Origin of the sequence: Bacillus sp. FSL M8-0049, from assembly GCF_038593355.1 — a bacterium.
In the GTDB taxonomy this organism is placed as follows: domain Bacteria; phylum Bacillota; class Bacilli; order Bacillales; family Bacillaceae; genus Bacillus; species Bacillus safensis.
The window spans coordinates 2,836,093-2,849,581 of sequence record NZ_CP151986.1 but is presented as its reverse complement, the minus strand read 5'-3'; the positions used below and the strand labels follow the sequence as shown (position 1 = coordinate 2,849,581).

The 13,489-nt window shown below is 41.5% G+C and carries 9 protein-coding genes; 6 read left to right on the top strand and 3 right to left on the bottom strand.

Features of this window, described 5'->3' with window-relative positions:
* Positions 1–37: 37 nt before the first annotated feature.
* The 3 genes from NSU13_RS14800 to NSU13_RS14790 form a co-directional block, all read right to left on the bottom strand.
* Positions 38–634 (bottom strand): biotin transporter BioY, encoded by a 597-nt coding sequence (locus NSU13_RS14800; RefSeq protein ID WP_034282595.1) that lies wholly within the window; start codon positions 632–634, stop codon positions 38–40.
* A gap of 116 nt (positions 635–750) precedes the next feature.
* Complete coding sequence (ald, locus tag NSU13_RS14795) at positions 751–1,887, bottom strand: alanine dehydrogenase (RefSeq protein ID WP_342489589.1); 1,137 nt, start codon at positions 1,885–1,887, stop codon at positions 751–753.
* 110 nt (positions 1,888–1,997) lie between these two features.
* Entirely contained in the window at positions 1,998–3,227 is a 1,230-nt protein-coding gene (locus NSU13_RS14790; RefSeq protein ID WP_024423341.1) for a PucR family transcriptional regulator, read from the bottom strand.
* Positions 3,228–3,633: 406 nt separating this feature from the next.
* On the opposite strand from NSU13_RS14790, the gene NSU13_RS14785 reads away from it, so the two are divergent.
* From NSU13_RS14785 to essA, 6 genes are all read left to right on the top strand, one after another.
* Positions 3,634–3,927 carry a WXG100 family type VII secretion target gene (locus NSU13_RS14785; protein WP_003213769.1) on the top strand — a complete coding sequence of 98 codons (294 nt, stop codon included), beginning with the start codon at positions 3,634–3,636 and terminating at the stop codon, positions 3,925–3,927.
* A 95-nt stretch (positions 3,928–4,022) separates the two neighbouring features.
* Positions 4,023–4,262: an EsaB/YukD family protein gene (locus NSU13_RS14780; RefSeq protein WP_003213579.1), complete on the top strand. Its 240-nt coding sequence runs from the start codon at positions 4,023–4,025 to the stop codon at positions 4,260–4,262.
* A 14-nt stretch (positions 4,263–4,276) separates the two neighbouring features.
* A complete protein-coding gene (gene essB / locus NSU13_RS14775; RefSeq protein WP_041115803.1) occupies positions 4,277–5,587 on the top strand; it encodes a type VII secretion protein EssB in 1,311 nt (436 codons plus the stop codon).
* A gap of 51 nt (positions 5,588–5,638) precedes the next feature.
* A complete protein-coding gene (gene essC, locus NSU13_RS14770) occupies positions 5,639–10,111 on the top strand; it encodes a type VII secretion protein EssC (protein WP_342489588.1) in 4,473 nt (1,490 codons plus the stop codon).
* Complete coding sequence (gene esaA, locus NSU13_RS14765; RefSeq protein ID WP_144496357.1) at positions 10,108–12,993, top strand: type VII secretion protein EsaA; 2,886 nt, start codon at positions 10,108–10,110, stop codon at positions 12,991–12,993. The genes essC and esaA overlap by 4 nt, the downstream gene beginning before the upstream one ends.
* Positions 12,983–13,468, top strand: coding sequence for a type VII secretion protein EssA (gene essA / locus NSU13_RS14760; RefSeq protein WP_041115809.1), 486 nt, complete (start codon positions 12,983–12,985; stop codon positions 13,466–13,468). Before esaA ends, essA begins: the two co-directional genes overlap by 11 nt.
* The last annotated feature ends 21 nt before the right edge of the window (positions 13,469–13,489 follow it).

Sequence of the window (13,489 nt, the reverse complement as noted above, 5' to 3'; positions counted from 1 at the left end):
GATGAAAAAGAGCCTGAATGAAGACAGGCTCTTTTTTCTATGATACAGCTTCTTGTTTTCGAAAGGATGTGGCTTTGGATACAGAGCGATAAATTTTAGGTGCCAGCATCGCAAGTAATATAGTCAATGCGTAGTCTTTTACCATAAACCAGATCATAAAGAACCATGTGGTTTGATAGGAAATCGGTGCATTGAGCCATACATTTAATGCGAGGTATGTATAGGTCGTTCCGATCACATACATCACGGTCGTACCAGCAATGGCTGCAAGCAAAAAGCGGCCAAAGCCAGGGTTTTTTCTTTTTTCTAGAATGAATCCGGCAAGCCAGGCAGCAGGGATGTATGATAATACAAAGCCGCCGCTTTTGCCTAAAATGACCCCAAAGCCCGCAGAGAACTGGGCGAATACAGGTGCACCAGCAATTCCAACCAAGGCATAGACAATCATAGCTAATGCGCCAAGCCGTCTGCCGAGTAAAAGACCAGCAAGCACACAAAAAAACGGCTGCATCGTAAGTGGAATTCCGCCGACCTGTAAAAATGGCACAATGGATGTGATATTGGCTCCGATAGCCATGAGTGCAGCAAACATTCCCACTAGCACAAAGTCAGCAGTTCTTGTCTTCTTTTGCATGATGTTTCCCCCTGTCTTATCTGTACAAATAGATTAAGGGGAAGAGGGATTTTTGTCAACTTGTTTTTATTTTAGGTTAACAATAAAACCCGCCCATCAATAGGGCGGGTAGCTGATTAAGCTTCGGTCATAAAAGTGGCATCGATGGCTTTGCTGACAGGTACGTAATCATAGCCGAGATCACGAGCGACCGCTTCGTACGTGATATGTCCGTTCATCACATTGACACCTTCTGCGATGGCATTGTTTTCTCTAATAGCTTTTGCAGCGCCTTTATTCGCAATTTGCAGCGCATATGGAACAGTGACATTCGTTAGAGCAACAGTTGATGTCCGCGGAACCGCGCCTGGCATATTAGCGACAGCATAATGTAATATGCCGTGTTTTTCATAAGTAGGCTGATCATGGGTTGTGATGTGATCAATGGTTTCGACAATGCCGCCTTGATCAATCGCTACATCCACAATGACAGAGCCAGGCTTCATTTGTTTCACCATTTCTTCTGTCACAAGCGTCGGTGCTTTGGCACCAGGAATCAGCACCGCACAAATAAGAAGGTCTGCCTCACTGACTGAATCTGCAATGTTGACAGGATTGGACATTAACGTTTTCATTTGATGGCCAAATTGGTCGTCCAGCTGACGCAGGCGTTCTGCGTTTACATCAATCAGGGTGACATCTGCGCCAAGTCCGATCGCCATTTTCGCTGCGTTTGTTCCAACAACACCGCCCCCAATAATGGTGACCTTTCCTCTTGATACCCCTGGTACACCTGCAAGTAAAATACCCTTTCCGCCTTTTGGCTTTTCTAAAAATTGTGCCCCAATTTGAGCGGCCATTCTGCCTGCTACTTCAGACATTGGTGTGAGAAGAGGGAGTGATTTTCCGTCCGTTACTGTTTCGTAAGCAATGGCTGTAATGCCTTTTTGTTTTAATGCTTCAGCCAAGGAGGGCTCTGCGGCTAGATGCAGGTACGTAAATAAGATAAGTCCTTCTCTGAAATAAGGATATTCCTCAGGTAATGGTTCTTTTACTTTCATGATCATATCAGAAGATGCCCATACATCTTTCGCCTGATCAAGAATCTCTGCACCAACAGATACATAATCGTCATCAGTGAATCCGCTTCCAAAACCAGCGTTTGTTTCAATTAAAATCTGATGTCCAGCTGAAAGCAATTGAGAAGCTGCTCCTGGTGTTAAAGCCACTCGGTTTTCATTGTTCTTAATTTCTTTCGGAATGCCGATGATCATGTTTATTCCTCCTATGCTTATCTATTGATATTGTATGTCTAGTGTATCCGGAAAGTTTAGAAAATTCTTCGGTTGAAATAAAAAATAAAAAAACGCCTCTTTGTGAAATTTCACAAATGGACGTTTTTTAGCTTCATATCAAGGTAGATGGTCATTTTCTCATTCATGTTTTTTAAATCAATTTCTGCGATGTCTGTAATCCGTTTTAATCGATAATTTAAGGTATTGATGTGGATGTTTAATTGCTTTGCGGCAATATTGGCATTGCTGTCACAGTCAATAAAACGCTCAAGGGTTTCGACAAGGTTGGAATGATGCCTTAGGTCGTAATCCTCCAGCTTTGATAAAGAGTAACTGGAGTAAGAAGAGCCCTTTCGCTTCTCAGCAAGCACATCAAGATATTGATAAATGCCTAATTCAGAGAAGCTGTTTAAACGTTCTGTTTCAACTGGAAAGCGTTCTTTCGTCTTTAATACAGCCAGTGCTTCTTTATAGGAAGGCTGAATTTGAGAGATGTTATCGTAAATTCCTCCAATTGCTGCCTGAACATGCTGAATATGATACCGGTCCGCAAGCTGCTGCAGCATGCCGCTTGTGAATTGCTTAATATCTTGAAGCGGATGTTCTGTTTTTGGTGAGACAAGAATAATGAATTCGTGAAAATCAACAGTCGTTAACAGTACCTGTACTTGCTGTGTTGTTTCAAGCAGATAGGACAGCTTTTTTTCTGTCTCCTCTGTGAGTTCGTCACGAAGACGGAAGATGATGATGGCATATGTGTCTGGACATCTGATGCCAAGCCTTAAAAATAGGTCAAGCATCTCATCCTTTTCATGAATATGACCTGTGAGCATCTTCCAGAAAAGCTCCTGATTACGTTCTTCTGTTTTCGTTTTTCGAATTTGTAAATTGAGTAATTTGTTTTTCACGGCATGCGCTGCCATTTTGAGAAGGTCCATTTCTTCTTCTGAAAAAGGCTGTGCGGATTCAATCGCCCAAATAAATCCGAGCACTTCTTTGTCCTTCCAGATCGAAATGGCGACCCTGCTAGATAAACCCACTTCTGCAATTTGAGGGACACGAAGCGGTTCGTCTGTTTTAAGGAGTGTAGGAATGATGCCGTCCTTCCAAAGCCGATTAATGACTTTTTCCGGTACCCGGCGGGAGATAATGGTTGAAGTTCTGGCGGGATCAGTAAAATCATTGTGTGTGCTATATGCCAATAATCGATGATGAGTATCTTCTATAGTAATAGGGCAATTGAGCACATCACTAATTTGGTCTGCCACATCCTCTAAACGATCAAGACTATACTTAAACGGATCTGTCTTTTTTGTCATAAAAAACCCCTGCTTTTTCGAATATTTCACGTACTTACATTATGAAGAGAATGAGGTACGTAAATCAACAAAAAACTGCCATAAACTTAAAAAAACAAAAAGTGTGAGAAGCAAGCAAATGAATGTTGAAGCACGATGAAAAAGAAATAGTACAATAATAACGTAGTAAAAAATCAATAGGCGGAAAGGTCCATCAAAGTAGGTGGACACTTATTATGAATATATGACCAAAAAAATGTTAAATACTAGATAAAAAGCGAAAAAACAGTAATTCTATAGACTCATTTTGTAAAATAAAAACAGATTTGTTTGACTGTGTATCATTTCTGTTTTTATAATAATAACGTCAAAAAATAAGTGGATTAGCCCATTATATGGCGGCTATGCACGGGAGGTAATGAGGAATATGTCAGGAATTATTCGCGTAACCCCAGAAGAACTAAGAGCGACCGCTAAGCAATATGGTGTTGAAAGTCAAGAAGTGTTAAACCAAGTTGATCGTCTAAATAGAATGATCTCTGATTTAAAAGGAATGTGGGAAGGTGCTTCTAGTGAAGCATTTGCTGATCAATACGAACAGCTTAAGCCTTCATTTATCAAAATGTCTGATCTATTAACAGATGTCAGCAATCAGCTTGATCAAACGGCAAATACACTTGAAAGCACTGACCAAGACATCGCAAGCCAAATCCGCGGCTAATCAAAGGGATTTCCTTTCTAAGTGTGAAAAGCAGAAACAGCGCCGAGTCTGTCAATGGATGCCGGCGCTCTTTCTATTTTGTGAGGTGGAAATTTGTGTATATCGATATTACCATCGACTTAAAAAATTATGATGGCAGTGTGTTTGATTTGAGACTATCAAATTATTTACATATTAAACAAGTCATCCATATCGCCTGGCAGGCAAAACAAATCTCACTTCCAAAGCGAGAAGGTGGATGGGTGCGGGTAGTCAATAAGAAAGCTGTGTTTTCAGGCGAATATAAGCTGTCAGACTGTGGAATTACCACAGGAGACAGGCTGGAAATACTATGAAAGGACTTTTGTAAATGGCAGATAAAAAGAGTTCCTATTTAGAAGAACAATTAGAAGCAGTCATGAAAAAAGAGGGAGGCACCTATACCTTTATTTTTCAAAAAGAGACGATTAAACTCTTAGACGGTTTAGAAGCGGCACCGATCAAAGACATCAATCCTTCATTTCAGAAAGAGATTCAATTAACTGAAGATGAGGTCATCATTTCTATACAACCGCCTCCTGCCTATCAGGAATTTCGTTTCATCCATGCAAAGGATGAAAAAAGCAAATGGATTTTTTCATACCAGCTTGTCGATGCAGTTCTTAAACACGATGTGAAACGGCTGCATCCTATTGTTTCTCCTGAAAACATTGTTTTTCATCAAGGCTTAGCTCCTGCATTTTTGCATTATGGGGTTAAAGAAAGCATTCCGCCATATGAAACCGATGAGTATCGCCTGTTAAAAGAGGTCAAGGCTGTTGTTCTTCGAGTGGTCGACCATGAATATCAATTTCAAGAATATGCGGCTTACAATGAAACGTTGAAATTATCTGAGCTGGCAAAAGAAATTAGTGAAACGAAGTCGCTGGAAGAATTGTCAGCTTTGATTGAGCAAAAGATCAAAGCAATCGATGCGAAAGAAAAAACGCTCTTAACCATACCTAAAAAGAAATGGAAGATCGAGCGATACATCGGACTAGGTCTGCTTGTCCTGTTAATCCCTGCATTGGTGTACACCATTTACACCTTCTTTTTTGCCATGCCAAAACAAGAAGCGTACGTCGAGGCAAACAAATATTATCTCAACAAGCAGTACAGTCAAGTGGTGGATACGTTAGAGAAATATCCAGCCAATCAAATGCCAGTCTCTCTTCAATATGAACTGGCCATTTCGTATGTACAAACGAACCAAGGCAGTTTGTTGCTTGATCAGCATAAAAAAGAAATCACAGAAACGTACACATTGCAGACAGATCCGCAATACTTCCTATTCTGGATTCATATTGGACAAGGCAATAGCAAGGAAGCACTTGATATTGCACGGGTGCTTGGAGACGACAGGTACATATTTACGGCACTTGTCGCCTACCGCAATGAAATTCAAAACGATGACAGCCTTTCTGCTGAAGAAAAACAAAAACAGCTAGATCCGATCATTAAGGAAATGGCGAAATATGAAGAAAAAGAAACAACCGAGACAAGCACAAGTGACTCCTCAGACGCAAGCCAAACAGATGAAACAGCTGAACAAAAAGAGTCAAAAGCCGATCAAGAGAAAAAAGAGAAAGAATCTGAAGCGAAAAAGAAAACCTCTCAGACGAAAAAAGATGAGAAAAAATAATTCTTTCGATACAACTGACAGTTGGTGCTGTCCCATGAGGAGGTGGAGCGTTTGAGTCTTCTTTGGGTTTTTTATGAGGAGGATTATCAAACTGTCCGTTTAGATGAGCAGTTCAATCGAGAAGCTCTGATAGGACCTGAAATAGAGCATACGGTGACAATCCCATCACTTTCGTTTGATGAAGGGGTCATTCGTTTATCTCCTGAAGAACCGAATGATGGTTTTTATATTTATCAGGGAGATGAGAAAAAGGGCAAATTAATTCCACATGAACCATATCAGCTTGGTTCACTTACACTTATTTTAATGGATGCACATCATGATCAACATATTTATTACCTAGGAAATAGAGTGGAGCTGTCTTTTTCACGTGAAGAGAAAGATGAGATAGATGTGTTGAAAGAACAAGCCCATTCCATGTTTCAAGATGCCAGCCAGTTCACTTTAGAGAAAATTGAAGGAACATGGTATGTCATGCCTCAAGACGAGAAGATTTACGTGAACGGAAAGAAAATTCACGGTCCAGAGAAGGTATATGCAGGAGATGAGCTGTTCTGGAACTTTCTGACGGTGACATTTAAAGACGATGATTTATTACAGGTGACAGCTTACGAACCTTTTCATACACGTTTGGAAAAAACAAGACCGCCAAGTACGGAAACAAAACAAAAATACCCTTCATACAGACGTACACCGCGTTTGATTTATGATTTGCCAGATGACAGGGTATCCTTTAGCTTTCCTTCGCAGGAGAGTGAAAATAACAGCAGAGGGCTTTGGCTTGTTGTCCTTCCGCCGCTTGTGATGCTCCTTGTGATGGGGATTGTTGCCCTAATCCAGCCGCGCGGAATCTTTATTATCGTGTCGATGGCGATGTTTATCATGACGTTAATTACATCGTCCGTTCAATACTTTAAGGAAAAATCACAGCGCAAAAGACGAGAAGAGAAGCGGCAGCGAGTCTACTCTCTTTATTTAGAAAATAAGCGGAAAGAGCTGCAGGAGCTGTATGACCGCCAGCAATATATTTTGACGTATCATTATCCGTCATTTGAACAAATGAAGTATTTAACATCAGAAATCAGCGGACGCATTTGGGAAAAGACGCTTGTGAGTGACGACTTCTTGCACCTGCGTCTTGGAACAGGCGCAGTCCCATCAAGCTATGAATTATCGATGAGCGGCGGCGATATGGCCAATCGAGATGTTGATGACTTAATGGAACAAACGCAGCACATGCAAAAAGTATATCGTGAAGTGAAGAATGTCCCAATTACATTCGGTCTTGCGGATGGTCCAACAGGATTAATTGGGAAGCCTGCGATTGTGAAAAATGAGCTTCATCAGCTTGTCGGACAGCTTGCTTTCTCACACAGCTATCACGATTTAAGATTTGTCTTTATCTTTCATGAGCAGGAGTATGAGAATTGGGAATGGATGAAATGGCTTCCGCACTTCCAGCTGCCTCATACATATGGCAAAGGGTTTATTTACAACGAACAAACACGCGATCAGCTGTTGTCCTCGATTTATGAAATTTTACGCGAGCGTGATTTAGAAGAAAAAGAGAAGAAAATCTTTACGCCTCATTTTGTGTTCATCGTGACAAATCATGAGCTCATTGCCGAGCATGTGATTTTAGAATACTTAGAAGGCAGCCGGACAGATCTTGGTATCTCCATCATCTTTGCAGCAGAAACAAAGGAAAGCTTAGCTGAAAATATTTCGACGCTTGTCCGTTATATTAACGAAGAAGAAGGAGATATTCTCATTCAGCACAAAAAGGCAGTACGAATTCCGTTTCAGCTTGATACACATCAGCGCGGCGACAATGAACTGTTTGCCAGAACACTGAGAACATTGGATCATCAAGTTGGTATGACCAATTCGATTCCTGAGACGGTCTCATTCCTTGATCTTTTCCATGCTAAACAGGTAGATGACATTGGCATTCGTGAAAAATGGCTGACTTCAGAAACGGCCAAATCATTATCAGTGCCAATCGGTTATAAGGGGAAAAACGACATTGTCGATCTGAACCTGCATGAAAAAGCGCACGGCCCGCACGGACTGTTGGCGGGGACAACGGGATCAGGGAAAAGTGAATTTTTACAGACGTATATTTTATCGCTCGCTGTACATTTTCACCCGCATGAAGTTGCTTTTCTGTTGATTGACTATAAAGGAGGCGGAATGGCGCAGCCGTTTCGAAATATTCCTCATTTACTTGGAACGATCACCAATATTGAAGGCAGCAAGAACTTTAGTGAAAGAGCGCTTGCCTCAATTAAAAGTGAATTGAAGAAAAGGCAGCGGCTGTTTGATCAGTATCACGTGAATCACATCAATGATTATACGAAGCTCTACAAGGAGAAAAAGGCTGAGCAGGCAATGCCTCACTTGTTCTTAATCTCTGATGAGTTTGCTGAATTAAAAAGTGAAGAGCCAGACTTTATTAGGGAGCTTGTCAGCGCTGCACGTATCGGCCGAAGCCTTGGGGTCCATCTCATTTTGGCTACCCAAAAGCCAGGCGGGGTCATTGATGACCAGATTTGGAGTAACTCCCGTTTTAAGGTCGCACTAAAAGTACAAGATGCGTCAGACAGTAAGGAAATTTTGAAAAATAGTGATGCAGCGTCCATTACGGTCACAGGCCGCGGTTATTTACAAGTGGGCAACAATGAAATTTATGAATTGTTCCAATCGGCTTGGAGCGGTGCACCATATATGGAAGATGGCTACGGCTCAGAAGATGACATTGCCATTGTGACAGATACTGGTCTTATTCCGTTATCAGGGGTAAGCACAGAGCCAGCAGTGAAAAAAGAGACAGTGACGGAGATTTCCGCTGTTGTGGATGAAATTGAACGTATGCAGCAGGAGCTTGGAATTGAGAAGCTGCCAAGTCCATGGCTTCCACCGCTTGAAGAACGGATTCCAAAAACGCGTTATGCGTCGAGTGAAGAGCATGTCTTCCATTTTGCGCTTGTTGATGAACCAGATCAGCAAAGCCAGCATCCACTTTCTTATCAAATGATGGAAGATGGGAACATTGGCATCTTCGGTTCCTCCGGCTACGGCAAATCACTTGCTGCTACAACACTGCTGATGAGCTTTGCGGAGAGGTATTCACCTGAAGAATGGCATGCATATATTTATGACTTCGGAAACGGAACATTGCTTCCGTTAGCCAAACTACCGCATACGGCGGATTATTTCTTAATGGATCAGATGAGAAAGATCCAAAAATCAATTAAGCGTCTGCGGGAAGAGGTTGAATATCGCAAGCGGTTATTTAGACAGCAAGAAATGAGTCATATCAAAATGTACAACGCCTTAAATGAGAAAAAGCTTCCGTTCATTTTTATCGTGATTGACAACTTTGACATTGTGAAAGACGAAATGCATGATCTCGAATCTGAATTTATTCAGCTGAGCCGTGACGGACAATCACTAGGTATATACTTCTTGATTACAGCAACCCGGGTAAATGCAGTGCGTCAATCGCTGATGAACAATTTGAAAACAAAGATTGTCCATTACTTAATGGATCAAGGAGAGGCGTACTCGATTATTGGCAGACCGAAATTCAGCTTAGAGCCGATCCCAGGACGAGTCATTATTAACAAAGAAGAGCTTTATTTTGCGCAAATGTTTCTGCCAGTTGAAGGAGAGAACGATCTCGAATTGTTTGAGCATTTGAAACAAGAGATACAGCTTCTTCATGACCGCTTTGAAGCATCCGAAAAACCAAAGCCTGTGCCAATGCTTCCTGATAAGCTGACAGTTTGGGAGCTTGAGAGTCGTTTAGATGAACAAAAACCGCCTTATGACATTCCAGTCGGATTAGATGAGGAATCTGTGGCACCTGTTTATTTTGACTTGAAAAAGAATAAACATTGTCTCATCATCGGTCAAACGCAGCGCGGGAAAACAAATGTGACAAAACTGATGCTCGATCAGCTTTTAGTGGCAAAGCCTGAAAAGCTGGCTGTCTTTGATTCAATTGATCGAGGTCTATCCCATTATGCAAAAGAAGAGAACATTGATTACCTTGAAACAAAAGATGATATCACCGAATGGGCAGAAGAAATGGACCGCATATTCAAGGTGCGGGAAGAAATGTATGTCGAAGCTGTACGCCAAGGGGAGACCGATCAGCTGTCATTTCCTCAAATTGTGCTTGTGATTGATGGCATTACGCGTTTTCAGCAGACGATCGATCCGCGTCTTCAAGATCAATTAGCTGATTTCATGAAGTCATATGCACACTTAGGCTTCAGCCTGATTGCATCAGGGAATCATACCGAGTTCAGTAAGGGCTATGATGCACTCACAAACGAAATCAAACAAGTTCGTCATGCTATGTTACTCATGAAAAAATCAGAGCAAAACATCATACCGCTTCCGTATGCAAGACAAGAACCAGAGATTCAGCCAGGCTTCGGGTATTTGGTTGAAAACGGAAAAGAGAAGAAAATCCAGGTTCCTTTATGTGCGGTAGAAAGGAAGAGTGTTCAATGACAGAGCAGCAAAAAAGCTCCATCAAAATCGTATCCACCATGATATTGATTCTTGTGCTGCCGGTTTTATTTTTCCACCTGATTGGAGATGACCCGGCAAAACAGAAGAAGAATGCCACACGAAATATTGCAGTGGTCAATGAGGATATGGGAGCGAGCGAAAGTGAAAACACGGCTCGTTTCGGACAGGATGTTGTGGCAGCATTGTCAGAACGTCCTGATTATACATGGACTGTAGTGAATCGCAGTGCGGCGGAAAATGGACTGAAAAACAGAAAATATGACGCTGTCCTTTATATTCCGTCTGATTTCTCTAAAAATGTGCTGAGCTATGATAAAGACCATCCTGAAAAGGCGTCCATTCAATTTTCAATTCAAGATCAGCTCAATGCAGTTAATAAAGAGAAAGTGCAAAGAGAGCTGGAAAATGCACAAAAGAAAATGAATGAACAGATGTCGACGCTATACTGGAGTTTTGTATCACAGGAAATCGGCAATGTAAGAGAAGAGTTTGAGCATATTGTCGGCAAAGAAGTCGAATTCCAAAACACGATGTACAACTTCTATAAACCGAACTCAAACAAACTATCAGATGCCGTCCAGCAGCAGAAGAAACAAATAGAAGAATTAAAAAATGCGATGGCCGATTCACAGAAAGAGTATAAAGACGGCTTGAGTACCACAGAAGAGGCAAAGAACCAGTTAAAGGACTTTGTGAAAGCAGTCGATCAATATCAGCAGTATCAAGACAAACAAAAGGATCTCTTGATCAAAGCGCAATCAGCAAGTCAAAAGCAAATCCAGCAAGGGCTCAAACAGCTCGCTGACATTCAAAACCAAAATGCCCGCAGCTTTAGTGATCAAATGGGCGGACTCAAAACAGACATCAACGGGGTACAAAGTCAGCTGAAAACAACGGACAGCGCCATCCAATCTGTTCAAAAGTCGAGAGAAGACGTTATTCCTAAGCAATCCACGGGGTTAAAGGAACTTGTGATAGCGTCTCAGAAGGAACTGATTAAAAACTATGAAGAGCGGTATCTGGACTACTATAAAAATAAGATGAAAACCTTGCAAAATAATTTAAAAGAAAAAAGGGAGCAGATTTTAGCTGAAACTGAAAAGCCAGATGACTCCAGCAATGACGGACCATCAGATCAAGATAAGGAAAACCCTGAAGAGATTGGGATTAATTTAGATGAAGAAACAAATGAACTCTCGCAAATTTCAACAGAAATGAACGATCTCGCCGATCAATTAGCAGATCAGGAGACGCCACCTTCTATTGAAGGTGATAAAGAGGTGGACAACGGTGAAAATCCTGCTCAGCCGGATTCCGGAAACACGAATCAGTCGCAAGAAGATCTAAAAGCACTCTCGACTCGTTTAGATGAAGTGAAAAAGAAAATTCAAGAAAAAGCTGCCGCTCATAATGACGAATTGAAAGACAAAGTGAGTCAGATAAATAAAGAGCTTAAGGACCTTTCTGATAAAATAGATAAACTTGAAAAGATCATAAATCGATATAATGTGATGCCGAACGAAATCAAAAATCAGGAAGCGGCTATTTTAAGCAAAGTGAAAAATCTGCAGCAAAGAAATTCACCGATTAGTAATCTCTTAGATGATGATCTTTTTAAGAAGAAATTTGAAGTGAAGACAATAAACACTAAGAATTTAATGGAGTATTCCAATCAACTCTCTCAACTAGAAATGATGCTTGGTGACTTATACGAACCACCAAATAACTCTTCTCTAATAGACACAAAAGGAGATGAGATTAAATCCATCCTCTCCATCAAAAAAGAAGAAACAGAAAACTGGGATAAGCTCAAAAACCAAATGCTGACATCAAACGATGATGTGTCTACTTTTATTGATGAGATGCAGAAATTTTCAGATGGTTATGCGGAGTACATTACGACTCAGCAGGCAAGCATGGAACAGGAATTACAAACAATTTCTGAAAGTGCGGACAATGTAGCTGAGCAAATGGCTGATCAAGGAGATGCGGTGTATACAGCAGACCTTGCAGGCAGTTCAATTGTTGTCAGTGCACAGGATTCAATTGGTCAGGAAGTGCTTCGTCTTTCTGAAAATATGAGTTCGTTAACCGACCGCCAAAAAGGGGTGGCGGATTATACGAATAACATTGAAGAGAGTGTCACAACAGTTCAAGATAAAGCAGATACGCTGAATGAAAACTGGAGCAAGAATGTCGATTCTACGAAACTTGTTCAGCAAGATTTAAAGGGTATTTTAGGAAATACATTAAGTGATCAAGGCAACAGCAACTATGTGTATAACCATTTAGCCAATCCGCTGAAAATCAGCGGCGATGTGCCGGAAGAAAAAACGCAGACTGTACCGCCGGTCGTCATTTTGGTCATTGTGATGATCAGCAGTTTGTTAATTGGCTTTTTCAGCTCGTATTATGCGTCAGCTCCGATGCTGGTCAAAGGTGCACTGTTTGGCATCTTGAATCTATTAGTCGGACTCATGATCAGCTTGTTTGGACTGAACATTTACAAACTTGCAGATGATCAAGCCATTCAATGGTCGATCTTCACCATTTTGTTGTTAGTGGCGTGCTCTGCCTTTATTCGCACGGCCTTCCTTTTCGGTTCCATTGCCGGATGGATGGCAGCAACGGCACTGATTTTCTTCTTTGTCGCACCGTTAATTGATTTGGTGATGCCGAATTTCCACTTTACCAATCCAGTGACAGACGTGTACCTGTCGATCCAATATGGAAATGGAGACACCTTTGGAATGGGCGTCACAGGGTTAGTGATTTTAACTGTCCTTTTCATGGTCGTACCGCTTGTGAAAAAGCTATGGAAAGATAAAACAGAGGAACGTGATGTGACTCATGAAGCTTAATCTATTCGTGAAAGGGGCGGCACTCGTTGCCGTTTCCCTTTTTCTCCTCATCCCTGCTGCTTTCGCTGCTGGTGAAGATACGGATACGAATGTCAAGCCGAATGAATATCAGGAAAAGGAACTTAATATTAACTCGAGTATATTGAGGGATCAAACAAAATACGAACAAAGCAAAACGACGTCAAAAATCAAAACAGACATTCATTTTGCTGAACCGCCCAAAGCCCCGGGGGGATCTCTTTCTCCGCAGCTTTTTAGTGATCTAAAGGAGAACCCGCCCAAAACACCGGCTCGTATGATGAAAGAGATGAATATCTCTTTTAGTGATTCGGCTGTATCAGCACCTTCTGAGGATGATCATGAGAAGCAGACATCGGCACTGCTTCCGATGATCTTTGGTTTCTTGATAGCCCTTGGTCTCGTTGTGATGATTATCCTGATTCCAAAGGTGAATGTGAAGGCTGAAAAGAAATAGTCTGTCTCTTTTAATAGAGGC